The following is a 24,526-nucleotide window of genomic DNA, read 5'->3' as shown; positions in this document are numbered from 1 at the left end:
CTGTGACATGCTTGCTGTGCGTCCTGGATCGACCTTGCGCTGGCCCATCGGGACCATCGTCGATACGGTTCAGTTCATTGGATTCTTGACCGTACCGCGTCGCGCAGAGGTCGTGGCCGGGAATGACGCGAGACGGGTACCGAATCGCCTCCTGTCGCCGCGGAACCGGCTCAAGCGGGGATAGGCGGGGTAGGCGGCACCACGCCGGCGTTCTGGCCGCGGTGCCTCAGCAGATGATCCATCAGGACCAATGCGAGCATGGCCTCGGCGATGGGCGTGGCCCGAATGCCGACGCAGGGGTCGTGTCGCCCCTTGGTGACCACCTCGGTCGCGTCACCGGCGGTGTCGATGGTGCGTCCCGGCAGCCGGATGCTGGAGGTCGGCTTCAACGCGATACGCACCAGCACGTCCTGACCCGAGGAGATCCCGCCGAGGATGCCGCCGGCGTGGTTGGAGAGAAATCCCTCCGGGGTCATCTCGTCGCGGTGCTCGGTGCCCTTCTGCTCGACGCAGGCGAAACCGGCACCGATCTCGACAGCCTTTACGGCGTTGATGCTCATCATGGCGTGGGCGATGTCGGCATCGAGCCGATCGAACACCGGCTCGCCGAGACCCGTCGGCATGCCGCTCGCCACGACCGTGATGGCCGCGCCGATGGAGTTGCCTTCCTTGCGCAGGTCGTCCATGTACGCCTCGAGACGAGGAACCGTCGCGGCACAGGGGCAGAAGAAGGGATTGCGCTCGACCTGATCCCAGTTGAAACCCGCGGGACGGATGGGGCCGAGTTGCGACAGATAGCCGCGCACCGCAATGCCGGCGTGCTCGGCCAGGTATTTCTTGGCGATCGCCCCGGCCGCGACCCGCACGGCGGTCTCGCGCGCCGATGAGCGCCCGCCGCCGCGATAGTCGCGTCGGCCGTATTTCTGATCGTAGGTGTAGTCGGCGTGACCCGGCCGATAGCGCGCGGCGATCTCGGAGTAATCCTTGGAGCGCTGGTCCTCGTTGCGGATCAGCAGGCCGATCGGCGCGCCGGTGGTGCGGCCCTCGAACACACCCGAGAGGATCTCCACCGTATCGGACTCGCGCCGCTGCGTGGTGTGACGCGACTGGCCGGGCTTGCGCCGATCCAGGTCGCGCTGCAGATCCTCGGCCGCAAGCGCGAGCCCCGGAGGACAGCCGTCGACAACACCGCCGATGGCCGGACCGTGACTCTCGCCGAAGCTGGTGAAGACGAAGATGCGCCCGAAGCTGTTGCCGGACATGGTTCAGTACGCCAGCGGGGCGATCGTGTCTTCGGGATTGAGCCAAGCATTGCCGCGCCCGAGGATCTCGCGCGTCAGTGTACTGGTGGCCTGGTGCAGTCGGACGCCGTTGAGGATGTAGTCATAACGCGAGCTCAAGTAATCGAACTCGGCCTGGAACAACAGACGTTGCGCATTCAGGACGTCGACCTGGGTGCGGGTACCGACCTCCTGACCTGCCTCGGTGGATTCGAGCGATGACCTCGCCGAAACGACCGCGGCTTGACGTGCCTTCACGTCCTCGATGCTCGAGATAACACCGCGAAAGGCGTCCTTGACCTGTTGATCGACCTGCCGGCGTGTCGCATCGAGCTGATCCTGCGAGGCACGGAAGTTGAACCCGGCCTGGCGTGTCCGCGAGGCGACCGCGCCGCCCTGATAGATGGGCACGTTGAGCGTGAGTCCGACGAACCCGGTGTCCGAATCGGTGTTGAACTCGGCCCCCGAGCGAGCGACGTCGTAGCCGGCCTGCAGGTTCACCGACGGGTAATATCCCGAGCGCTCGATTTGGATCCCCTTCTTGGCCGCACTCACCGCCTCGCTCGCCGCGATGATGCCGTAATTCGAGCGCCCGGCGGTTTCGGCCCAGATCTCGATGTTGTTGGGCTCGGGCGGGGTCAGCGGCAGCGTGTCGCCGAGTCGCGCGAGCGGCACCTGGATCGGACCGACGATGGTGAGGAGCGCTTGCCAGGCATTGTCGAGGTCGTTCTTCGCCGTGATCAGGTTGGCACGCGAACGGTCGTATGCGGCCTGGCTGTCGTTCACATCCGTGATGGCGACCAAACCGACCTCGAAGCGCTGCCGGGATTGCTCGAGCTGACGCTCGTCGGCGCGCACCAGTGCTTCCTGTACGGTCACCGCATCGGCGGCACGCAGGACCCCGAAATAGCGATCCGCGGTGTCGACCATCAAGGAGATCTGGGCGTCGCGGTATTGGGCCTCGGCCTGCGCGATGATGTTGTCGGTCTGTTGCAGGGTCATCCAGTTGGCTCGGTTGTAGACCGTCTGGCTGACGACGGCCTGGGCTCCCTGGGTGCTGAAGCTGTCGTTTCTGCTGAAACTCGTCCCGAAACTACTGGTTCCGCTCGCATCGACGTTTTGATAGTCCGCCGTGCCGACGACGCTCAGATTCGGCAAGAGAAGGGAGCGGGCCTGAGGCTTGACCTCGCGCGTTGCGAACAGGTTTTGCTCGGCTTGACGGATCTGGGGGTCGCTCTGAACCGCCAAGTCGTAGATCTGCAGGAGATCCTCGGCTTGGCTCGCCGATGCCAGACCGCAGAGTAATGCGGCGATCAGGGTCGAAAGGCGTGTTCGCATGTTGGATTCCTTGGTCGGGCTCGCGGGGTCAGGTGATACCCTGAAGGCCATCAGTATAGGGGACAAGGGGGCCGGCTCTCAATCTGCGGACCCTCCAACAACCCGATCCGTAGGATGGGTAGAGCGCAGCGAAACCCATCCCCGCACCGATCTGAATAGACAACAGCCGGAAGACATCGCGGTGCGGAGGATGGGTTTCGCTGCGCTCTCGGGGTGACCGAGGGAACCCTTGGTGGTTCGGAGGATGGGTTTCGCTGCGCTCTCGGGGTGACCGAGGGAACCCTTGGTGGTTTGGAGGATGGGTTTCGCTGCGCTCTACCCATCCTACGGCTGTCGCTCCATCGGTTTCGCGCGGATGTTCTGGATCACAGCGGAGATTTCGCGGGCTATGGGCTTGATCACACGCAGCACCTTCCGACCGGCTTGGTGGCTTCCCGGGGCGCATCTGCAGACGCTTTGGCCGAGTCTGTCGCGACCCTGCCCGCGACCCGATCTCGCGCGTCGACGCATCGAGCTGGCTGACGGCGATTTCATCGATTTGGCCGTCGGCCATGGCGCAGGGCCGCGGGTCCTGGTGATCCACGGGCTGGAGGGCGGGCTCGAGTCGCACTATGCCGCAAGCCTGGTCGAGCGCTTGGAGCGCGAGGGCTATCAACCGATCTTCATGTTTCTGCGCGGGTGCTCCGAGGAGCCGAACCGGCTCGACCGTGCCTACCATTCGGGTGCCACGGAAGACCTGGCGGAGGTCCTCGCCGTTCTCGGTACAGACCCCGAAGGTCCGCCGGCCGCTGCGATCGGGTTTTCGCTCGGCGCAAACCTGCTGCTGAAGTATCTCGGCGAGACCCGGCACCCCGCCGTCGGATCGGCCATCGCGGTGTCGGTCCCCTTTGTCCTGCGCGATGCCATGCTCAGGCTGGATATCGGATTCTCGAAGATCTATCGGGGCTATCTGTTGGGAAAGCTCAAGGGGAGCCTGCGGCGGAAGTTCGCCGGGCGGCGCTTCCCGCTCGACGTCGATCTCGACGCCATCCGGGACTTCAACGCCTTCGACGACCGGATCACGGCACCGCTGAACGGCTTCGAGGGGGTCTTCGATTACTACAGCCGGGCAAGCTGCCGACAGTATCTGCCGGCCATCCGGACCCCGACACTCATCATCCAGTCCGTGGACGATCCCTTCATGTTCCCGACCACCATCCCTTGGGAGCATGAGCTCGGCCCCGGCATCACCTTGGAGCTCGCCGATCACGGTGGCCATGTCGGGTTTATCGACGGCCCCTGGCCTTGGCGTGCGCACTACTGGCTCGAAGACCGGATCGTTCGGGGTCTGAGCGAGACAGGGCCGCGCTAAACCGCGCCCAGTGCGGTATGCGATGTTTTTGGATGGGATCGGCCCCGGCGGATTTCAGAACCGCTGGAGCCGGCGCGCTTTAAGGTATTAAAAAATATAAAATTTTAAACCGCGCCCCCCGCTAAGGGTCGTAGATTCACCAAACTTCGAGCTCACTCGAAAGTGAGCATCTCGCTCTGGACGCGGTTTAGGTCGGTCGTTAAAAGTGATTTCCGGAAAAGATCCATAGACCAAGGGGCGACTTAAGTCGCCCCACAGGTCCCTTGATGCATGCGCAGTCGGGATGTTCACCCCCGCAGATCGCCTAAGCCGGGGTGCGTCCGGTCAGCCTCCGCAGGACGTCCAGTCCGGCATCCTTGTCGGAGCTGCGCAGGATCGCCGACCGATCGGCCGTGCGGGTGTCGAGATCGACCCGAACACCCTGCTCTGCCGCGGCCTCGCGCTGCGCCTCGTCGATCACGACCTCGCCGAAGACCGAGATCACGAAGCCGCCCGGGATCGGCGGCGGCGGTGTGAAATCGGCCCCGTCGACCAGCGCGACCCAAGCCGGGATGAAATCGGGACCATAGAAGTCGAAGAATCCGTTCGAGCCCCGTAAATGCACCTCGATCGGGCGCCCACCGATCATCTCCAGGTTGCACAGACCGCTGTAACCCTTCAGGTGGCGGGCGACCCAATCCGCAATCAGCGGCTCCAGGTCCGGGAGAGCGGCCCCGACCTCCCAGTAGATCGGGCGCTCCCGGTCCTTCTCGTCCGAGCCACGTGTGTGGGCAAACCAGACCGCACGCCCGTCCTGCACCAAACAGTCGCTGCTTGTATGCGCACCTTCGAGCCGCTCGCACCAGAAGCTGCCCGCCTCGTTCGGTACGGCATCGGCCGGCACGGCACGCGCCCGCACCGCCATACCGGCAAGGTTGACGATGGGCTTGACGAAGACCTGCGCATCGCGCGCGATCCCGCAGTCGCGCGGGTCGACACCGCAGGGCGCGGCACGCAGACCCGCATCGAGCGCAAGAGAGAGCTTGTCGTAGACCTGGCGATGCGCCGGGTTGAGCCGCCAAGCGGCGGCGTCGTTCACCCCGATATCGCACCGGGGGCGGGGCTGAAACAGGTGCTCGCGTTCAGGTAGGACGCCGATGAAGGGCACGGTTCGGGGACCTCGGGGTTCGGGGTTCGGGGTTCGGGGTTCGGGGTTCGGGGTTCGGGGTTCGGGGTTCGGGGTTCGGGGTTCGGGGTTCGGGGTTCGGAGTAGGTTCCTGCGATCAGCCATTCGAGATCAACAAAACCTTCAACGCACAAAGGCGAACGTCTCCAGCCCATCATGCTCCCGGCTGGAGGCTGGAGGCTGGAGGCTGAAGGCTGAAGGCTGAAGGCTCTAAACCACCCGCGCCACCTGACACAGCAGCGACTTGAACGGCGGAAACCCGCTGATGGGATCCAGGTGCCGGTCGTCGGTCAGCTCGTTGATGTTGGCGTCGTTGCGGCCATGGGTACAGTGCACCACACCCGACTTGATCCGGTCGGTGACCTTGGCGATGAAACGCACCGCCCCGCGCGGGGAGCTGACCATGACGGAATCGCCGTTCTCGATGCCGCGCAGTGCGGCGTCGTCCGGATGGATCTCGGCCAAGGGATGGGGAATCGCGCGGCGCATCCGCTCGATGTAGTTGTGCTGGGAATGGGTGTCGAACTTGGTGCGTGCCCCGCTGGTCAGGACCAGCGGGTAATCGACCGCCAGCGCGGGTGTGGAGATCGGGCTCTCGGGCGGCTCGCGATAGATCGGCAGTCCGTCGTGACCGGCCTCGCGCAGCTCGACCGAATCGAATTCGACCTTTCCGGACCGCGTGCGAAAACCGCGCAGCCGATAGAGCCGATCGGCGTCCATGAATCCGTTTTCGACCAGATCCTCGATCGCCTCGGCGTAGACGACGACGCCGTCCGGGTTGTCGTAGACCTCCCGGCGAATCTCCTCCGGGATGCCTTCGGCTGCCTCGGCCCAGGAGGCCGCAAGGTCGCCGTTCCAGAACTGCTCGGCCATACCGAGTCGCACGCCGAGCTGCAGGAAGATCTCGCCGTCCGGACGCGCCTCGCCCTTGGGCGCGACGACCGGCCGGCGATAGCGCAGCTCGCCCTGATAGGCGCAGCCGGGATAGGCGATCAGCGCGGGACGCTCCAGACTGGTCGCCGCCGGGAGCACGAAGTCGGCCATCCGTGTAGCGGGGTTGTGGAAGAAGTCGGTCGCGACGAAGAAGTCGAGCGCACCGAGCGCGCGCTCCATCCGCTTGGAGTTGGGCCACATGGCGGTATTGATCCCCATCGCCAGCAGGGCGCGGATGGGCTGCGGGCGCCCGTCCAGGATGCAGTCGGGCAGCAGCATGCTCTGGGCCGCCGGCCAATACCGCGTCCAGACCGGATAGACCTCGTCGCCGACGCGCGGCGGGAGATGGGTGCGGCAGTAGTCGAACAACTCGATCGGTTTGGGCGCGGCCTTGTCGTTGAAGAAACGGTTGCCGCCCTCGCGGTCCAGGTTGCCGGTCACCGCCGAGAGCAGGATCACGGCCCGGTGGTTCTGGAAGCCGTTGCTGTGCTGGACCGTCGCCGTGGGCGAGAGCGTGATCTGGGCCGGCGGGGTGGTCGCGAACAGCTCGGCGGCGGTGCGCAGATCCTGCTCCGCGATGCCGCAGATCTCGGCGACACGCGCGGGCGTGAAGTCGCGGACATAGTCTCGGAAGCCCTCGACGCCGTTGGCCCACTCGTCCAGGAAGGCTTGGTCCTGCCAGCCGTTCTCGAAGATCAGATGATGGAAGCCGAGCGCCAGGGCACCGTCGGTCCCCGGGCGGATCGCCAGATGGATGTCGGCCTCTTCGGCGAGTGGCGTGCGTCGCGGATCGACCACGATGAGGGTCTTGCCCGGCCGGCGCAGGACCAGCGGATGCGTATCGAAGGGCGGGATCGAGCCGCGCGGGTTGGTCGACCAAATCAGATGACAGCGCGTCTTCGGCGAGACCACCGTGGATGTCGTCTTGATCTTGTAGCCGAAGGTCACCTTCTCGGCCACCATGGTCGCGGAGAAACAGCAACCGCTCTCGGTCAGGTAGTTCGGCGAGCCGAAGGCGTGTGCCAGACGCTGCAACTGCGGCCGCGCCTCCTTGGTGTAGCCGGCGAAGAAGCCCACGGCGGGTGCGCCGTGCTCGGCCTTCGCGGCGCTCAGACGCTCGGCGATGCTGTCGAGTGCTTCGTCCCAAGACACCCGCTCGAACGCGCCGCTCCCGCGCGGCCCGACGCGCTTGAGCGGATAGAGGATACGGTCGGGATGATTACGCCGGTCCAGCTGCACATAGCAGCGCGGACAATCGGGGCCTTGGACGCGGATCGGCTCGCCGTCGTCGTCGAGCTCGACCTGAATCCCGCAGTTGGCGTCACACTCGTAACAGGTACTGGTTTTCCACGACATACGGCGAGAATCCTGAAGCTCCTTTTGACGATGCACTGGAATTCGAGCCGATAGGCACGAATTCAAGCCGTTCATGCACAGTCGACGGGAATCAACCGATGCTGCGATTCGAAGGGATCTTCAAGGACTACGGCGGCACGCTCGCGCTTGCGGGTGTCGACCTGGATGTGTCGGAGGCGCAGACGACGGTTCTGATCGGCCCGAGCGGCTGCGGCAAATCCACGCTGCTGCGCCTCGCCGCCGGCCTGATCCGGCCCGATCGCGGCCAGGTGTGGTTCGAGGGCGCCCGACTGGATACGGGCAGCCTGCGCCCTGCCCGACTGCGCATGGGGTACATGATCCAGGACGGCGGACTGTTTCCGCATCTGAGCGTACGCGACAATGTGACCCTGATGGCGCGCCGGCTGGACTGGCCACGCGAGCGTCGCGAGCAGCGTCTCGCCGCGCTTGCGGACCTGGTGCAACTCCCGACTGCGATGCTGGCACGCTATCCGATCGAGCTCTCGGGCGGCCAGCGACAGCGCGTCGCCCTGATGCGTGCGCTCATGCTCGACCCGGATCTGCTGCTGCTCGACGAGCCGCTCGGGGCGCTGGATCCCATGATCCGCTTCGAGCTGCAACGCGAGCTCAAGGCGATCTTCGCCCGACTCGGCAAGACGGTGCTGATGGTGACGCATGACTTGGCCGAGGCGGTCTTCTTCGGGCATCGGATCGTCCTGCTGCGGGCCGGTCGCATCGTCCAACAGGCCGAGCCGCGGGTGCTTCTCGACAGTCCCGCCGAGCCCTTCGTCGCGCAGTTCGTGGCGGCGCAACGCGAGCCGCAGCGGGTTTTGCTCGGAGCGGGAGGATGAGGCGCGGCATCTCGAGAAGGGCCTCCAGCCGCCGGCTTCCGGCCGCCGGCTTTGCGCTCGCGACGCTCGTCGCATTGCTTCTCGCGGTCGGACTCGCGACTTGGTCGGCCGAGCCGTCCGCGGAGGAATCGACGCCCCGCCCGGTCGTCATCGGCTCGAAGAAGTTCACCGAGTCGGTCATCCTGGGCGAGACGCTGCGCCTGCTGGCACTCGACGCCGGCCACCCGGCGCGTCATCGCGCCGAGCTGGGCGGGACGCGCATCCTCTGGGGCGCGCTGCTGAGCGGCGAGATCGACATCTATCCGGAATACAGCGGCACGCTGGTCCGCGAGATCCTGGCCGGCGAGGACGTGTCCTCGCCCGAACGGCTGGATGCGGCGCTCGCGGCCCGCGGGGTCCGATCATCGGCCTCGCTCGGCTTCGAGAACACCTACGCCATCGCGGTCCCCGAACCCTTGGCGGAGCAGCTCGGTCTGCAACGCATCTCCGATCTGCGCGAGCATCCGGATCTGCGGCTCGGCTTCAGCAGCGAGTTTCTGGAGCGCGCCGACGGCTGGCCGGGCTTGAGACAGCGCTACCGACTCCCGCAGACCCGCGTGCAGGGCCTGGACCACGACCTGGTCTACCGGGGCATCGCCGCCGGGCATCTGGACGTGACGGTGGTCTACACCACGGATGCCGAGATCGCCCGCTACGGGTTGCGCATGCTCGACGACGATCTGGGCTATTTCGAGGACTACCAGGCCATCCTGCTCTACCGCACGGAGCTGGCCGAGGAGGCGCCGGACGCCCTGGCCGCCTTTCGCCGTCTCGAAGGCGCGATCGACGCACCGACCATGGCGGGCATGAACGGGGCGGTGAAGCTGGAGGGCGACTCCGAGCAGACGGTCGCCGCTCGCCTCTTATCGGAGGGCCTCGGGCTCGAGGTCACGGTCTCGGGCCAAGGTTTTTGGAGCCAACTGGGCCAGCGCACCCTCGAGCATCTGGGCCTGGTCGGGGTCTCGCTCGGCGCGGCGATCCTCTTCGCCGTGCCGCTCGGGGTGCTGGCTGCACAGCATGCGCGCCTCGGTCATCTGATCCTCGGCATCACCGGGATGATCCAGACCATCCCCTCGCTCGCACTCTTCGTCTTTCTCATCCCCTGGCTCGGGATCGGCTGGCTGCCGACGGTGGTCGCGCTCTTTCTGTACAGCCTGCTCCCGATCGTGCGCAATACCCACGCCGGCCTGATGGACATCCCGGTGCCGATCCGCGAATCGGCCGACGTCCTCGGGCTGACCCGGGGCGCACGCCTGCGCCTGATCGAGCTGCCGCTCGCCGCCAACACCATCCTGGCCGGGATCAAGACCTCGGCCGTGCTCAACGTCGGCACCGCGACCGTCGCGGCACTCATCGGTGCCGGCGGTTATGGACAGCCCATCCTCACCGGGATCCGCCTGGACGACACCGCACTCATCATGCAGGGCGCCGTCCCGGCCGCGCTGCTCGCGCTCGGACTCCAAGGGATGTTCGAGTTTGCGGAGCGTTGGGTGGTGCCGCGCGGGCTGCGCCTGAAACCGATGGACGGGGTCAGGGCAGACGCGGATCCCGATTCCGAGAGACCCCGAGCTTGAGCGTGCCGAGTCTCCTTGCCGCGTCTCGAACAGGCGACTAACCTTCGAATCGACAGCGGCTCGAGCACCCCATGCGATCTCACCGAGAGCGACCACAGCCATGATGCCCGCCAACCATCCTTCGGCCATCTGCGACACCGACCATGTCGACCAGCGTGTCTTCCTGCGCAACGTCGGCTGGGACGCCTACGAGGCACTGCTGTCCGCCCGCGGCGACGACGGCGGTGTGCGCATCACCTATTGCAACGGCGAGCTGGAGCTGATGACACCGTCCGTCGATCACGAATCACTCAAAACGCGGCTCGCCCGCCTGCTCGAGACCTACGCCGAGATCAAGGACATCGAGCTTGAAGGCTACGGCTCCTGGACCCTGAAGGAAAAGGCCAAGCGGCTCGGTGCCGAGGCCGACGAGTGTTATCTGGTGGGCCCGATCCGCCGGGCACCGAAGGTCCCGGATATCGCGATCGAGGTGATCTGGACGAGCGGCGGTGTGGACAAGCTCGCGGTCTATCGCGGACTCGGCGTGCCCGAGTTCTGGTTTTGGGAGGACGGCACGCTGCGCTTTTTCGTCCTGCAGGACGAGACCTATCTGGCCGCGACGCGCAGCCGCGCGCTGCCCGAGCTGGATCCCGCGCTCATCGTCCGCTGCATGGGCGAGCCGACCCAGACCCGCGCGATCCGGGCGTTGCGCACCGCGCTGCTCGGCACCCCCGCGGCGCCGGATTCCGGCCGATGAGCCGATTCCCGACCCCGGACGAGGTCGAAGCCGCCTTCTATGCCGCCTTCCGGACGCTCGACATCGCCTTGATGGGAGCGGTCTGGGCGGAGCAGCCCAGCCCCGTCTGCGTCCACCCCGGCGGCGATCTCCTGCAGGGGCGCAGCGAGGTCCTGAACAGTTGGCGCGAGGTCCTGACCGGGGCCGAGCGCCCCGAGCTGCACTTCCGGGTGATCCAACGCACGGCGACCGACGGACTTGCCGTGCATCTGGTCGAGGAGCTGATCCGCCCGAGCCGCTCGCGCGAGGAGCCCAACCGCATCCTGGCGACGAACGTCTACCGCCAAACGGGCGAGGGCTGGCGGATGACGGCCCATCACGCCTCCTTGCCGCTCATGCGCAAGCGACCCGAGACGGCGCCGTCCGAGACCCCGAAGCCGCGGATGCATTGAACCTAAACCGCGCCCGGCGCGGTGATGTGGTGTTTTTGGATGGGATCGGCCACGGCAGACTCGACGATTGTTGGAGCTGGCGCGGTTTAGAGTTTCAAAAATATGGAATTTTAAACCGCGTTTCCCCCAGTCGTTGTCGATCACGATTGCGACAACGACAACGACAACGACAACGACAACGACAACGATCAGATTCGGCGCTCAACCTCTCTCCGACACTTTACTCAAGCCGGCTTCGCCCGGAGACCCACGGCCAAACGACGACGCTCAAATAGAGCGCCGCGGCAAGCGGCATGACCGGCCAGGTCGGAACGCTCAAGACCCAGAGGGTCGCCCCGCTGATCAGGCACCAGACAAGCGGGATGATCGACAGCAGCCAGCGCAGCGGATGACGGATCATCAGCAGCAGACCCAGTGTTGCAAGAACCGTCGGGGCCGGCGCACTGCCGAAGACCTCCAGGCCGTACCAGGGGCGACCGGACACGAGTCCGAGCAGGGGTTGCAGCGCGAGTGCGAAGATGAGGATCCACAGCCCCGGACCGGGATCCCGATCCGTGCCTTCCGGCGAGCCAATCAGCGGGCGCCACCCGAGTACGACCGCCATGAGCACGCCCTGCAGCACGAAGCCGATCCCGAAAGAGATCCCCGGCCAGCTCAAGGGCGCGTACCAGTGGATCTGAAAGACCCAGCCGACCCAAACCCAGCAGACCGCGGTCAGCAGAAACGGTGCCCGAAGCACCCGACCCTCCACCCGACGCGCCGTGAACAGGGCCGTCAGACCCATCGCCAGCCCGATGATCGGCGCCGGCCAGAGCCCGATGTTGTAGCGCTCGAACAGCCTGAAATAGGTCTCGCGCGAGAAGGGAATCAGGTCGACGAGCGAATAGCTCAAGAGGTCCATCAGAGCGCGGCGATGTCGGCGGCCATGCGCTGTCGCAGCGCCGCATCCGGCATGCCACCGCGCGCGGCCGTCATGTTCTCCTCCATGTGATCCACCCGACTGGTCGCCGGGATGGCACAGGTCACGGCCGGGTGCGAGACGATGAACTTGAGCAGAATCTGCGACCATTCGGTGCAGTCGATCGCGCGCGCCCAACCCGGCAAGGGATGACGCTTGACGCGATCGATCAGCGAGCCGCCCTGGAAGGGCCGATTGGCGATCACCGCGATCCCCCGCTCCGCCGCCAGCGGAAGCAAGCGGGCCTCGACCTCGCGATCCTCGATGTTGTAGGTCAACTGCACGAAATCGATCGGCTGCGTCTCCATGATCCGGGCAAGCTCCGGGTGACGACGACCGTGCGACGTGGTGACGCCGATATAGCGCACCTTCCCATCGGCCTTCATCGCCGATAAGGTCTCCAGATGGCCCTTCCAGTTCACCAGATTGTGGACCTGCAGCAGATCCAGACGCTGCAGGCCCCAGAGGCGCTCCGATGCCGCGATCTGCTCGAGACCCTCCGCGGTCGAGGAGGTCCAGACCTTGGTCGCCGAGAACAAACCCTTGGGGCGATCCAGTCTCGCCAAACAATCGCCCACGACCGCCTCGGCCGTCCCGTACATAGGCGAGGAATCGATCATGCCGCCGCCTGCCGCGAAGAAGGCACGCAGGACATCGGTGCGCACGTCCCGCGCTACCGGGTCGTCGCCGACGTTGAAGGTGATCCAGGTTCCCATGCCGATGACCGGCAAAGGTTCGCCGGTTGAGGGGATCGGTTTGACAAGGGGTTGACCGTCCTCCGCCGGGCTGTTGCCCGGCAGCGTCAGGAAGGACAGAGGCGCGACCGCGAGGGTCGCAAGAAAGGCACGCCGACTCGAGACGCAAGATCGATCCATAGACATCCTCCAGGTACCGTCCGCCGAGCGGACTCGAGCATCCCGGAGTTTGACCGTGATCGCGGGGATGGTTGCACGGAGGCCATCGATCAGTGCGATCGATAAGACATGGGTCTTGTTGCTCACAATCGCCTCGGCCACGTGCTGAACGTTTCGCCATCGCATAGGCCGCGTGCAGGGTCTCCTCTTTGCACACGTGGACGTAGAGTCCCCAGAAGCGCCAGGCCGGTTCAGCCTTCTCCTTGATGTCGATCCTCTTCCTCAGGTCTTGCAGATCGATGGGCATCTTTGTCATCTCGCCCCTGCCTCCCATCTTGTTCAAGGATTGCCAACAGTAGGGCGCCTTCGCTCCACGGGCATTGCCCCCATTGCACATTCCCGAAAAGAGCCCTTTCGGGCGCGATCCCGTACCTTTTGATCAACCCCGCCTCGCGCGAGCTGGCCGAGCTCCAACCCATCGCCCCCTTTACGCATATTGGGGTGTTGGGGGGGCGCGGGCGGTGATGGATCCTTGTATCCTCCCGTAACGGGAGCTACAGTGTCTGTATGCGTATCATCGCCAAGAGCACCTTGCGAAAGTTTTGGGAGCAACCTCAGTACGCTGATGCTCGCGGTCCCTTGACCTGCTGGCATGACGAGGTCCTTAAGGCGGACTGGAAATCACCTCCAGACATCAAGGCGCAGTATCGCCATGTCAGCATCTGCGGTAACAACCGCGTGGTGTTCAATGTGGGCGGTAACAAATACCGATTGGTGGTGGAGGTGCAATATCAGTCAGGCATCGTATGGGTGAAATTCATCGGCACCCATGCCCAGTACGACAGGATCGACGTGGAGACCGTGAATGACTATTAAACCCATCCACACTGACGACGATCTACAGGAGGCGTTTCAGCGACTGGAGGCAATTTTTCAGGTACCTGAACAGACCGACGAAGCCGATGAACGCGAGGTGCTGGTGACCCTAATCGAAGCCTACGAGTTCCGTCACTATCCCATAGGGCCGGCCGATCCCATCGAAGCCATCAAATTTCGTATGGAGCAGCAAGGACTAGCCCCTAAGGATTTAGAGCCCTACATCGGCTCCAGCGGCCGCGTCTCCGAAGTACTCAACGGCAAGCGCAGCCTAAGCTTGCGCATGGTCAAGCGCTTGCACGACGGTCTCAACATACCTTACGAAAGCCTCCTTTCGGGGGAATAAAGCACAAGGAAGCCGCAAGGAAGCCTTAGCCGATCGGGTCGGGCTGACGGGATTGCGCCCGTCAGCCCTCCCACATGAGGCGATCATTCCGGACTCGGCCATCCATAAACGGCACAACCGGACGGGCGCCAGGTCGGCAGACCGGGGCACACGAGGCCGCGGAAGAGCTACGACGATGGGAAAGGGCTAAAGATGCCCGAGGGGCTGTTATCCGAGAGCGGTCGAAGAATTCTTGACGCGGAGATCGTGGGTGCGTTCAACCTGCCGACACGAACGTCAGGGCGACGGGCGACGTGCTGAGGCCAGTCTGCCGAGGGTGCCGAACGTGGCATGGTGGGGATGGAGGCCCCACGCGAAACCCACGAAAGGACGTACTCAGCGACGATTGGTCGACCGTTCGTCTGATCGTAGTGCCGGCTTCACACTGTCGCGAGGGTGGACCGGAAGGTGGGCTGAGAGAAGATTTTACGAGAAAATTCTTTTTAAAACAAAAACTTAAAAATTGTAGTGGCGGAGAGGGAGTCCGCATATTTCCCGTCTCACAACGCCCTTCTTCGTCCAGATAAGAATATGAAAAACAGTTATATAAATCTTTTCATGTCCGTACTCGTCCCTGAGCGTATGCTACAATCTCCGTCGCGATTGGGGGCAAAGTTGGGGGCAGACAGAGACGCATGGCTAGCCGTACGCAAGCAGGAAAAGTCGTCATCACGACCGCTCGGCAGGCAGAGACCGTCCCTCCGGGGAAATATACGACGAATGTACGACGCCTTTTTCTGCGCGTTCGAGGCGGGTCGCGTGGCTGGTTCTTGAGGTATCAATTCGACGGCACCAGCAAGGAATTGAGCCTCGGAGCGCTACCCGTGACGTCGTTCAAACAAGCCACGTCGAAGGCCAACGAGGCTGCGGTTCTCTTGGCGGAGCACCTCGATCCGGCGAAGGCGTGGGCTCCTGCACCCGAGGTTTACGTCGAACCCGAGCCGTTGATTCCGACGTTCACACAAGCCGCAGCGGCCTTCATCAGGATGAACCGGCATGGCTGGAGCAATCGCAAACACGCAAGACAGTGGACGACCACACTCAAGACCTATGCTCGCCCGACGCTCGGCAACAAGCCCGTGGACAAGGTCACGACCGACCACATTCTCTCGGTGCTCAAGCCAATCTGGATCACGAAGACCGAGACCGCCAAACGCGTCCAAGGGCGCATCGAGAACATCCTCGACTTTGCCGCTGCCCGGCAGTGGCGGGATACGGCGAATCCGGCCCGTTGGCGAGGTCATCTGGACAAGTTGTTGCCGAAACCGACCAAGGTTAAGACGGTCCGGCAGCAGCCCGCCCTTCCCTATCAAGACGTCGCTGCGTTTTTGGTGCAATTGCGCGGATTGACCAGCATCTCCGCCCGCGCGCTCGAGTTCCTGATTTTGACCGCATGCCGCACCGGGGAAGTCTTGGGTGCACAATGGACCGAGATCGACCTCGCGGCCCGCGTGTGGACGATACCGGCCGTGCGCATGAAGGGAAATCGCGAGCATCGCGTCCCGTTGAGCGACGCCGCGATGGCCGTCATCGAGACCCTCCCGCGCGTCGTCAATCACCCTTACGTGTTCCCGGGCGCAAAGCACGGTCGACCGCTCTCCAATATGGCCCTGCTGCAGGTCATGCGCGGCATGGGGTTCGGCGTCGGCGGCACGCGGGGCGACGCGGTCCCGCACGGATTCCGCTCGTCGTTCCGAGATTGGGCCGGTGAAGTGAGCAGCTTCCCGAACCATGTCTGCGAGATGGCCCTGGCACATGTTATCGGCAACAAGGCCGAAAAAGCCTATCGACGCGGCGATCTGTTCGACAAGCGCCGCGCCATGATGCTGCAATGGGCGGACTGGTGTACCGGGAGTAGCGTCACCGATGCCGAGTCGGAGGCATGCGCGGTTGGCGGACCAGAACGGCCTCGCAATCCCGTCGCCGACGCGCCTTCCGATCCGGTGCAGCGACACCGGGATCGCCAATGACAGAATGAATCCATGACCGAAATCCCCGTTTAGCCGATACTCTCCGAGGCATTGATCATCGTTTGGTCCAGCTGCTGGTGATCCTTGCGTCCTCAGGGCTTCCAGCCCTGATTCTGTCAGGCCAGGATGGCCTGACGACGCATTCGGTGGCCGCTGTGGGCGAAGGGATGATCGAGGCCCTCTCCGACGACCTCGACACCCCGTGGAAGGACGCCGTCGAGCATCACTTCCCGGAGTTTCTCGCGTTCTATTTTCCGGCGGCCCACGCGGGAATCGACTGGACCCGAGGCCATCGCTTCCTCGACCAGGAACTGGCGCAAGTCGTGAAGGATGCCGCGCTCGGCAAACGCGTCCTGGACAAGCTGGTTGCCGTCCATCGGCTCGACGGGAGCGAGGACTGGGTCTACGTCCATATCGAGATCCAGGGCGGGCACGACACGCACTTTGCCAGGCGCATGTTCACCTACAACTACCGCCTGTTCGATCGCTATGATCGCCCGATCGCCAGCCTCGCGGTCCTTGCCGACGACAGTGCCTCCTGGCGTCCGGGCAACTTCGGCTTCTCGTTGTTCGGCTGCCGGCACTGGCTGGAGTATCCGTTGGTCAAACTGATCGACTTTGCCGATCGGCTCGATGCGCTGCTGGAGGATGCCAACCCGTTCGCGATCGTCACCGCCGCGCATTTGCTGACCCGCTAAAACGCTATGCGGCAAAATGGCGGCTTGCGCGACTCCTCTACGAACGCAATTGGGACCGCCAACGCATGATCGATCTGTTCGCCGTCATCGACTGGATGATGACCCGGCCCGGCGAGTTGGAAGCGAAGCTGTGGCAGGCCCTCACGACCCTGGAGAGAAACAAAAGACCATGCCCTACGTGACATCCGTCGAACGCCTCGGCTACACGCGCGGTCATTCGGAAGGCCGTGAAGAAGGCCGGCGCACCGAGGCGGAGAGCTTGGTGCGCAAGCTCCTGCAACGCCGCCTCGGTGTCTTGCCCGGACAGATCGACGCGCGTGTCGGCGCGCTGTCGCTGGAACGAATGGAGGCGCTCGGCGAGGCGCTCTTGGACTTCACGTCCGTGGATGACCTTGACGCCTGGCTCCGACAGCACTGATCGGATGGCGCGGTACGCACGACCGACGAAGGCGGGGTGGTGGTAACACCACTCCGCTACCCGACGTGGTCTGGCCTCTTTTTCCCTTCCCCAACGAATCGCGCATACACCCGGAGGAAGCATCCATGCCTATCCGGTTGTCTCCCAAATCAGTGATCTGGCTAATAGTCACGACTGGCGATGTTTAGGGGGTCGCCGCGCCGCGAGAAAACTTCCATCAACGCGGGGCGTTGCGAGGCGATGTGGGCGCACCCTGGAGTGTGGCACGAGGGACGCGACCTAGGATCGCCGATCTTGGGAGCTAACCGGATAGGCATGGAAGCATCAACACCCGGGGCGTTGTAGAGCGAGACGAGCGCCGGACGCGTCCCCCGGTCCCGGCATGGGATTTGACCGGTCAGTGCTGTCGCCAGACCTTGAGCGCGGCCTCACACATCGGTAGCAAGGTCCCGGTTGACTCTCCCTTCCGGTTCGCCTCGGTCAGGCTTTCGAGGGCAAGATGTGCGAGTTGGGCGCGGTCCCGCACCTGAGCCAATGCCGTCTTAAGGTGCGCGATCACCTTGTCTTTCGCGTAGATCTCGCCAATGAGTTGGTCAAAGTTCGGCTCGCGGAAATGATCCATCAGCGAAGTCACGACGGGCTCATTACCGATGAGGTAATCGAACGTGAAGTCGTCGGCGGTGAAGTCCTTGAGCCCCTCGGCCCGCTGAAGGCTCTCGTCGGTGATCTCCGCGAAGCCCATGGACCAATCCGCGTACTGTCGTTCGGTCACTACCTGCCGGCCCAGCAGCTGTACGTCCTGGTGTCGATCATCCTTCCAAATCTTCTCGACCAGCGGGTCGACGACCGCTTCATCGCCTTCGATGGTCTGCAGGAACGTGCCTCTGCCGTAAAGCAGCATGCCGGTAATGCCCTGCTTGGGGTTATTGGTGCGGCACTGCAGCAGTAGAGCCAGGAGCTCCTGTCGCGACAGAGGGGCGCTCACGCAGCTCACATAGGTCACTTGGATCATGGTTCTCCTCCCGGGTACGGAAAGTTGCGCGGGGCATAGCGCCTCTTCTCTCGCGTGCGCGGCCCGACTGCGTGCCGCGCGGGCACTAAATTGTTTCTAGGACGTCGGAGCGGCATCGTTTGGCGCCCAGTGCCGGTGGATCGGTGGTAAGCGCGGTGTGATCGTCGGTCGAGTACCGTACGATTGCCCGATGCACATGAGGCGTGATGCACAGGCTCGCGCGAATACCCAGCACGACTCTGATCGTGCGCGGTCCGAAACGAGCACCCTGACCTCGATTAGGGACGTTGGGGGTTGATCCATGCCCAGCAAGGGGCGAGCTGATAAGAAAGGAACGGCAGCCTGCACCGCCAAGCCTTGCGACACGGGCCGAAATGCCTCTACAAGGCCAAGTACCCGAAGGAAGGCAACCGAGAAGCTGCTGAAAGACCGTCAGTCCTTTCAGCAACGACCTCCCTCAACAGTTGTTCCGCCTCCTCGTGCAGACCTTGGGCGGAACGAATCGCAGACAGATGGCCCTTGACCACAGCATGGTTTGGTGCGCGTGCCAGGAGTTGAGCCAGCAAGGCTTCGGCGCCGGCATGGTCGGCCGGGCCTCGATCATCCCTTCGCCCACAGCGGCCACCGAATGCGTCGTCAGGCCATCCTGGCCTGACAGAATCAGGGCTGGAAGCCCTGAGGACGCAAGGATCACCAGCAGCTGGACCAAACGATGATCAAGGCCCCGGCATCAGGCCGTCTCGGCCTCGGGGCCAGGGGCGGGGCGTCCGGCGCCGCTGGTTCGGCTTCCTATCCGGTTAGGGTGTCGCTGTCGGTCGTCCGCATCGAAGAACCTGACGTGCGCTCGATGGCGTGTCCCGATCGATCTTGTCTCTCCTGGTCGAGTCGTGCTTGGTAGTCTGCTTCGACCGCCTTTGCGAGCTGATCCAGTGCTTCAACGTGGGCCGACAGGATATCGGCCACCCCGCAGAGTCCGCGTGCCGGCATCGTGTCACATTGAACGAGCATCGAGGCGACGGCGAACAACGCCGTCCTCACGCGGTTCAGTTCATCGATGTGATCGACCGTCATGATCCGCTCGGTCATCTCGGGGTCTCCCAGCGTCAGAGGTGTTGCGTGATGATACCCGCACGAGCGGCCTTGATCATCGTTTCATCCACTGATCGTAGCAGAACCCCGGCCTCCGGCTCACGCCAGTAGCACGGAACGTCGTCCTTGCGGCGTGGTAAGGGGCGCTCTCCATGACCGAACAGCCACGGCGACAACGCGATCGGCTGTCTAACCCCGCAGCGCCGTGACTCTCAGTGGCGTCAGACCCCTTTGTCGAAGATGTCCGACGGCATCTTGGCCATTGTCAGGCATCCACCGTGCGCTGACCTCCTCAGCGTGTTGATAGTATGCTTTGCGTCGTAGGTGAAGAATCTCGGCGAGAAGCGCGGCTTCGTCGCTGTCTGCAAAGGATGATGAGGCAACGCCATGAGGCCGTCCGATGAACGCTGTTGAGATTGAAGAAGCCGTTTCCGCCCTGGCCGAGCAACCCTTCGATGCGGAGGAGTTTCCCTACGCGTTCCTGGAAGCCTTCGGGAACAAGTCGACGACGATCAAGCGGCTGCGCTCGGGTGCGTCCAACAAGTCGGACCTGGGCGGGGTCTTGCAGACCAACAACATCCACATCGCGACCTGCGCGGTGGGCGAGGTCAACACGACACTGGATGCGCTCAAGGCCAGCCCGACGACGGCACGGGCCAAGGCCAAGTTCGTGCTGGCGACCGATGGTGTGGACCTGGAGGCCGAGGACCTGAACTCCGGGGAGACCATCGCCTGTGATTACCCGGACTTTCCGGATCACTTCGGCTTCTTCCTCCCGCTGGCGGGCATTACCACCGTCAAGCAGATCCGCGAGAGTTCTTTCGACATCAAGGCGACCGGACGGCTGAACCGGCTCTATGTCGAGCTGTTGAAGGACAACCCTGGTTGGGGCACGGCAGAACGCCGCTCGGACATGAATCACTTCATGGCGCGGCTGATCTTCTGCTTCTTTGCCGAAGACACCGACATCTTCGGTGGCAAGGAGATCTTCACCTCGACCATCGAGCAGATGAGCGCGCGGGACTCCTCGAACACCCACGAGATCATCGGTGAGCTGTTTCGCGCGATGAACATCCCCTACCGCCAGCGGGCGGCGGCGACGGTGCCGCGCTGGGCGGACGCGCTTCCTTACGTCAATGGCGGCTTGTTCTCGGAGAGCACGGATGTCCCGCGCTTCAGCAAGATTGCCCGGTCCTACCTGCTGCACATCGGCAAGCTCAACTGGCAGAAGATCAACCCGGACATCTTCGGCTCGATGATCCAGGCGGTGGCCGAGGACGAGGAGCGTGGGGCCTTGGGCATGCACTACACCAGCGTGCCTAACATCCTGAAGGTGCTCAACCCGCTGTTTCTCGACGAGCTGCGCGAGAAGCTGCAGGAGGCGGGCAACAACCCCCGCAAGCTACTCAATCTGCGCAACCGCATCGCCCGCATCCGGGTCTTCGACCCCGCCTGCGGCTCGGGCAACTTTCTGGTCATCGCCTACAAGGAGCTGCGCGCCATCGAGGCCGAGATCAATCGCCGCCGCGGCGAGATCGGGCGTAAGTCAGACATCCCGCTGACCAACTTCCGGGGCATCGAGATTCGCGATTTCCCGGCCGAGATTGCCCGGCTTGCGCTCATCATCGCCGAGTATCAATGCGACCTGCTCTATCGCGGGCAGAAGGAGGCGCTGGCTGAGTTCCTGCCCCTGGAGGCGATGAACTGGATCACCTGCGGGAATGCGCTCAGGCTCGACTGGTTGAGCATCTGTCCGCCGACCGGGACGGGCGTGAAGCTGCAGGCGGATGACTTGTTCGAGCCACCGCTCGATCAGGTAGAGGTTGAATTCGAGAATGAGGGTGGGGAGACGTATATTTGTGGGAATCCGCCGTATGCGGGAAAGGGGAAGAAAACACCTCAAGAAATCGATGACATGGAGTTCGTGTTTGGACACCTTGGCGTGAAGCACGGCTATATCGATTACGTAGGCTGTTCGTTTATGAAGGCTGCGGAGTATGGCCTACGCAGAAGTTCAGCGTTCGCATTTGTGACGACGAATTCACTATGCCAAGGTCATCAGGTTCCCCTTATTTGGCCTCTTCGGCCTCGATCATCCCTTCGCCCACAGCGGCCACCGAATGCGTCGTCAGGCCATCCTGGCCTGACGGAATCATGGCTGGAAGCCCTGATGACGCAAGGATCGCCAGCAGCTGGACCAAACGATGATCAAGGCCCCGCTCGACGATGTAGGTTGCGCTTCGGCACGGCGTAGCGGGGGATGCCGACCGCCTCCGGATCGCGATTCAGCAGGCCGGTCGCTTTGGCCGGTGTATCGGGCAGCTTGGCAGCGGGTTCGGTTCCGTAGAGGCGTTTGGACACGGCATCCCCGAGCGAGGCCACGGTCCGGAGTCACGCTTCGAAGACACACCAGCCGCCGCGGCATCACCAAGGCCCCGGACGAGCGACTCACTACCGGCTTCTGCTGTCCGCCGCAGAAGGATCAAGGGTGCCAGGAATCGGGAACACCAGTCCCGGGGCGAGGGCAGGAAACCGGGGTCTCCGGGAACCCTGTACACAGCGCAGGGGAACCCAGTGCCCTATCCGGAGTAGGGAACACCGTTCCCATAGGTAGGGAACACCGTGCCCATAGGTAGGGAACACCGTGCCCATGGGTAGGGAACCCGGTTCCGTCCCTAGGGAACCCGGTTCCGTCGGTAGGGAACAGAGTTCCTTTTGATAGGGAACACAGTTCCCCCTAACCGGTATATTAACCGTCATAGAACCGTCAGTAAGTCGACGTCGTCGCGCGCGACCCCCGCTTGTCGAATCACACCTCGAAACGCAGACCCGATCCGGCGCGACCGGGTCCGCGCCCGAGTCGACGAGCGCGTCGCCTCCTGGTCCGACACCGGGGCGCACCGCACGTGTCGGGACGCCACCGTCATCCAGCGCCGGCAGACGCTTCGGCACGCGGACAAGGCCTCGACTCGGCCGGTCGGCACCCGCCACTCGCACAACGAACACGCCACCCTCCCCGGATCCACCGCGCATGATCGCGCACGGGATCGCCGGGGCCGTCCGGACCCGGGCATTCTTCGACCGGCCGGCATTCCGCCCTGCCCTGTCCGGCGCTTAACCCCCTCGAGCACAGGTTATCCACACGACCGACCACAGGGATTGTGAACAAAAAGGCCGTCGGCGCCTGGATGACCTCCCCGATGCGCCGTCTGCGCAGCGGCCGACACACCTGCGAGTAAAGCCGCGTTTTCGAGCGCTTAGCGCCGTCGCCGTCACGCCCGTCGGCCGGCACTCTGTCCGCACCTTCACGGACAGGGCAGCGGCATGCGACAGAACCTCGATTCACCCTTCGACGAAACGCCCGGGCGTCTGGCCCGACACCTCGGGGCCTCGCTGGCCGCACTCGGTTTGGCGGCGGCGTCGCTCGCGAACCCCGGCATGGCCGAGCCGTTGCCGAGCGCGTCGATCGCGCGCATGGCGCAGCTGCCGTCCGGCGGTCTGCAGGCGGTGGAGACCACCGACGGGGAGTTGCTGTTCTTCTCGGAGAACGGGCGCTACGTGCTGCGCGGCAGTGCCGTGGATCTCTGGCACGGGGCCAAGCTCACCGCGTTCGATCAGACCCAACGCCTCGCCGGGCGCATCGATCTGGCGCGACTGAAGCTCGACGTGGCCGATCTGGGGGCGATCGACGTCGGCGAAGGCCCCGAAGTGGTCGTCTTCGTCGATCCCTTCTGCCCCCATTGCACCGCGCTCTACGCCGATCTGGCGCCGCTGCGCGCGACCTATCGCTTCCGGCTGGTCCCGATTCCGGTGCTGGGCGAGCCCTCGCAGCGCGCCGTGCTCGCGCTGGCGTGCCTGGCCGGATCCGCTCCCGAGCAGGCGCGCGAGGCGCTGCTCGCCGGGCTCACGGCGGATCTCCCGGAACCCGCGGCGGGATGCGGCGAGGCGGTTGCGCAACGCACCCTGATCGCAGCCCAAATCCTCGGAATTCGCGGCACGCCCTTCCTGATCGCGCCGGACGGGCGCCTGCGGCAAGGTCGCCCCGACGACCTCGCGACCTGGCTCGCCGCCGTCGAGGAGCGTGCCGAATGATCCACGCCACACCCCTGCTGCTGTGCGCGGCCCTGCTCGGGGGTTGCGCCTCGGGTAATCCCGAGTACGCCTGTCCCGGCTATCCGGGCAAACCGCTCTGTCTGCCGCCGAGCGCCGTCTACAGCCTCAGCGACGGGGCCGGGCCACCGCCCGCGTCCGTCGCACGCGCCCTGCCGGTCGAAACCGAAAGCGGGTTTGCCGCCGGGTCCGGCTGGGCCCGGGCCACACGCCTGCGGGATTAGGAGACCGCCATGACCTCACGCCTCACGTTGCCGCTCATGCTCTCGGCGCTCGCCGCCCTGAGCGGCTGCGCCACCCGAGCGCCCGTCCCGGAACCGGTGGCGGCCCAAGACCAACGCCCCGCCGAGTATCGACCCACACGCGCCGCCGCCGCGTCGATGCAGGCCTGGATCGCCCCTTGGGAGGATGCGACCGGCGATCTGTATCCGCCCTCCACGGTGTACATCGAGGTGCTGCGCGAGCACTGGCAGTACGACGCCCCGCACGGTCGTTTGACCGTGCTGCGGCCGCTGCAGGTACAGCCGCGATCGCCCGCACCGAACGATGCCGCGGGTCCGGTCATGCCCCCGGATACGGTTCCGACGGATCCGGCAAACGTACCCATGCACCTGCCGCGAGCGGACAAGCGCGGCGCTTGAACACCGTGGTCCGGCGCAGACCGGACGATCGGCCCACTCGAACCCGCGCGGCGCGGGTTCCTCAACCTTTCGGAGAAGCTGTTCATGTTGTCCCCGCCCCCGTTGTCCGGCCGCGACCGCCGGACCCTGCTGTTCGCGGGCCTCGCCGCGACCCTGCTCGCCCTGGCGCTCTCCGCGACCGCCACGGCCGGCACCACCGGCACCGAGTTCTCGGCCCTCTACACCCTGCTCACCGGCTGGATGACCGGTTTCCTGGGTCGTGTGGTGGCCGTGATCTTCATCATCATCGGCGTCATCGCCGGTGCCGCACGCCAGTCGATCATGGGCTTCGTCCTGGGCATCGCCGCCGGCGTGGGCATGTTCCTGGCCCCGGCGATCGTCGACGGCGTCGTCACCGCCACCCTGCCCGTTCTCTGATCGGAGCCTTCCGATCGCCCGGACCCCGACCATCGGGTCCATTG

At 64.5% G+C, this 24,526-nt stretch carries 23 protein-coding genes and 1 pseudogene; 15 read left to right on the top strand and 9 right to left on the bottom strand.

Annotated features, from left to right (window positions below; translation table 11 throughout):
• Positions 1-170 precede the first annotated feature (170 nt).
• Both aroC and KFB96_RS03425 read right to left on the bottom strand, forming a co-directional pair.
• A complete protein-coding gene (gene aroC, locus KFB96_RS03430) occupies positions 171-1,262 on the bottom strand; it encodes a chorismate synthase (protein ID WP_213459013.1) in 1,092 nt (363 codons plus the stop codon).
• 3 nt (positions 1,263-1,265) lie between these two features.
• A complete protein-coding gene (locus tag KFB96_RS03425) occupies positions 1,266-2,618 on the bottom strand; it encodes a TolC family outer membrane protein (protein WP_213459011.1) in 1,353 nt (450 codons plus the stop codon).
• Between the two features lie 388 nt (positions 2,619-3,006).
• Between KFB96_RS03425 and KFB96_RS03420 the strand changes: the two genes are divergently transcribed.
• Positions 3,007-3,969, top strand: a complete 963-nt coding sequence (locus tag KFB96_RS03420; RefSeq protein ID WP_213459009.1) for a hydrolase — start codon at positions 3,007-3,009, stop codon at positions 3,967-3,969.
• A 304-nt stretch (positions 3,970-4,273) separates the two neighbouring features.
• Here the strand turns inward: KFB96_RS03420 and KFB96_RS03415 are convergent, their stop codons facing one another.
• Entirely contained in the window at positions 4,274-5,116 is an 843-nt protein-coding gene (locus tag KFB96_RS03415; RefSeq protein WP_213459007.1) for a hypothetical protein, read from the bottom strand.
• A gap of 228 nt (positions 5,117-5,344) precedes the next feature.
• Positions 5,345-7,423: a molybdopterin-dependent oxidoreductase gene (locus tag KFB96_RS03410; protein WP_213459005.1), complete on the bottom strand. Its 2,079-nt coding sequence runs from the start codon at positions 7,421-7,423 to the stop codon at positions 5,345-5,347.
• Positions 7,424-7,521: 98 nt separating this feature from the next.
• Here KFB96_RS03410 and KFB96_RS03405 point away from each other — a divergent pair, with 98 nt between their 5' ends.
• The 4 genes from KFB96_RS03405 to KFB96_RS03390 all read left to right on the top strand — a co-directional run bounded on the left by KFB96_RS03405 (position 7,522) and on the right by KFB96_RS03390 (position 11,054).
• Positions 7,522-8,274 carry an ATP-binding cassette domain-containing protein gene (locus KFB96_RS03405; protein WP_213459003.1) on the top strand — a complete coding sequence of 251 codons (753 nt, stop codon included), beginning with the start codon at positions 7,522-7,524 and terminating at the stop codon, positions 8,272-8,274.
• Positions 8,271-9,887, top strand: a complete 1,617-nt coding sequence (locus tag KFB96_RS03400) for a glycine betaine ABC transporter substrate-binding protein (RefSeq protein ID WP_213459001.1) — start codon at positions 8,271-8,273, stop codon at positions 9,885-9,887. The genes KFB96_RS03405 and KFB96_RS03400 overlap by 4 nt, the downstream gene beginning before the upstream one ends.
• Before the next feature lie 100 nt (positions 9,888-9,987).
• A complete protein-coding gene (locus KFB96_RS03395; protein WP_213458999.1) occupies positions 9,988-10,623 on the top strand; it encodes a Uma2 family endonuclease in 636 nt (211 codons plus the stop codon).
• On the top strand, positions 10,620-11,054 hold the full coding sequence (locus tag KFB96_RS03390) for a nuclear transport factor 2 family protein (RefSeq protein WP_213458997.1): 435 nt from the start codon (positions 10,620-10,622) through the stop codon (positions 11,052-11,054). The genes KFB96_RS03395 and KFB96_RS03390 overlap by 4 nt, the downstream gene beginning before the upstream one ends.
• A 220-nt stretch (positions 11,055-11,274) precedes the next feature.
• On the opposite strand, the gene KFB96_RS03385 is transcribed toward KFB96_RS03390, so the two are convergent.
• Together KFB96_RS03385 and KFB96_RS03380 are read right to left on the bottom strand one after the other, a co-directional pair.
• Complete coding sequence (locus KFB96_RS03385) at positions 11,275-11,955, bottom strand: DUF6064 family protein (protein WP_213458995.1); 681 nt, start codon at positions 11,953-11,955, stop codon at positions 11,275-11,277.
• On the bottom strand, positions 11,955-12,887 hold the full coding sequence (locus tag KFB96_RS03380; RefSeq protein WP_213458993.1) for an aldo/keto reductase: 933 nt from the start codon (positions 12,885-12,887) through the stop codon (positions 11,955-11,957). Before KFB96_RS03380 ends, KFB96_RS03385 begins: the two co-directional genes overlap by 1 nt.
• 546 nt (positions 12,888-13,433) lie before the next feature.
• Here KFB96_RS03380 and KFB96_RS03375 point away from each other — a divergent pair.
• The 5 genes from KFB96_RS03375 to KFB96_RS03355 all read left to right on the top strand — a co-directional run bounded on the left by KFB96_RS03375 (position 13,434) and on the right by KFB96_RS03355 (position 17,213).
• Positions 13,434-13,742, top strand: coding sequence for a type II toxin-antitoxin system HigB family toxin (locus KFB96_RS03375; protein ID WP_213458991.1), 309 nt, complete (start codon positions 13,434-13,436; stop codon positions 13,740-13,742).
• Entirely contained in the window at positions 13,732-14,088 is a 357-nt protein-coding gene (locus KFB96_RS03370) for a transcriptional regulator (protein WP_213458989.1), read from the top strand. Before KFB96_RS03375 ends, KFB96_RS03370 begins: the two co-directional genes overlap by 11 nt.
• Positions 14,089-14,762: 674 nt before the next feature.
• Positions 14,763-16,097 carry a site-specific integrase gene (locus KFB96_RS03365; protein ID WP_213458987.1) on the top strand — a complete coding sequence of 445 codons (1,335 nt, stop codon included), beginning with the start codon at positions 14,763-14,765 and terminating at the stop codon, positions 16,095-16,097.
• A gap of 146 nt (positions 16,098-16,243) precedes the next feature.
• Positions 16,244-16,795, top strand: coding sequence for a hypothetical protein (locus KFB96_RS03360; RefSeq protein ID WP_300971265.1), 552 nt, complete (start codon positions 16,244-16,246; stop codon positions 16,793-16,795).
• Between the two features lie 169 nt (positions 16,796-16,964).
• Positions 16,965-17,213 carry a DUF4351 domain-containing protein gene (locus KFB96_RS03355; RefSeq protein WP_213458985.1) on the top strand — a complete coding sequence of 83 codons (249 nt, stop codon included), beginning with the start codon at positions 16,965-16,967 and terminating at the stop codon, positions 17,211-17,213.
• Positions 17,214-17,610: 397 nt separating this feature from the next.
• Here the strand turns inward: KFB96_RS03355 and KFB96_RS03350 are convergent, their stop codons facing one another.
• From KFB96_RS03350 to KFB96_RS03345, 3 genes and pseudogenes are all read right to left on the bottom strand, one after another.
• Positions 17,611-18,225, bottom strand: coding sequence for a BLUF domain-containing protein (locus KFB96_RS03350; RefSeq protein WP_213458983.1), 615 nt, complete (start codon positions 18,223-18,225; stop codon positions 17,611-17,613).
• Positions 18,226-18,605: 380 nt separating this feature from the next.
• Positions 18,606-18,800: pseudogene (locus tag KFB96_RS27385) on the bottom strand (tetratricopeptide repeat protein); the annotation flags it as partial.
• Between the two features lie 214 nt (positions 18,801-19,014).
• On the bottom strand, positions 19,015-19,311 hold the full coding sequence (locus KFB96_RS03345) for a hypothetical protein (RefSeq protein WP_213458981.1): 297 nt from the start codon (positions 19,309-19,311) through the stop codon (positions 19,015-19,017).
• A gap of 403 nt (positions 19,312-19,714) precedes the next feature.
• Between KFB96_RS03345 and KFB96_RS03340 the strand changes: the two genes are divergently transcribed.
• From KFB96_RS03340 to traA, 5 genes are all read left to right on the top strand, one after another.
• On the top strand, positions 19,715-21,568 hold the full coding sequence (locus KFB96_RS03340) for a DNA methyltransferase (protein WP_300988739.1): 1,854 nt from the start codon (positions 19,715-19,717) through the stop codon (positions 21,566-21,568).
• Positions 21,569-22,638: 1,070 nt separating this feature from the next.
• Complete coding sequence (locus KFB96_RS03335; protein WP_213458980.1) at positions 22,639-23,406, top strand: DsbC family protein; 768 nt, start codon at positions 22,639-22,641, stop codon at positions 23,404-23,406.
• Positions 23,403-23,648, top strand: a complete 246-nt coding sequence (locus KFB96_RS03330; protein ID WP_213458978.1) for a conjugal transfer protein TraV — start codon at positions 23,403-23,405, stop codon at positions 23,646-23,648. The genes KFB96_RS03335 and KFB96_RS03330 overlap by 4 nt, the downstream gene beginning before the upstream one ends.
• A 9-nt stretch (positions 23,649-23,657) precedes the next feature.
• On the top strand, positions 23,658-24,065 hold the full coding sequence (locus tag KFB96_RS03325; protein ID WP_213458976.1) for a TraV family lipoprotein: 408 nt from the start codon (positions 23,658-23,660) through the stop codon (positions 24,063-24,065).
• An 84-nt stretch (positions 24,066-24,149) separates the two neighbouring features.
• A complete protein-coding gene (gene traA, locus KFB96_RS03320) occupies positions 24,150-24,482 on the top strand; it encodes a TraA family conjugative transfer protein (RefSeq protein ID WP_093035707.1) in 333 nt (110 codons plus the stop codon).
• Positions 24,483-24,526 lie beyond the last annotated feature (44 nt).

The sequence above is a fragment of the Thiocapsa sp. genome, from assembly GCF_018399035.1.
GTDB lineage: Bacteria > Pseudomonadota > Gammaproteobacteria > Chromatiales > Chromatiaceae > Thiocapsa.
Note: the sequence above shows the minus strand (reverse complement) of the source record. Positions and strands in the feature narration are given on the sequence as shown.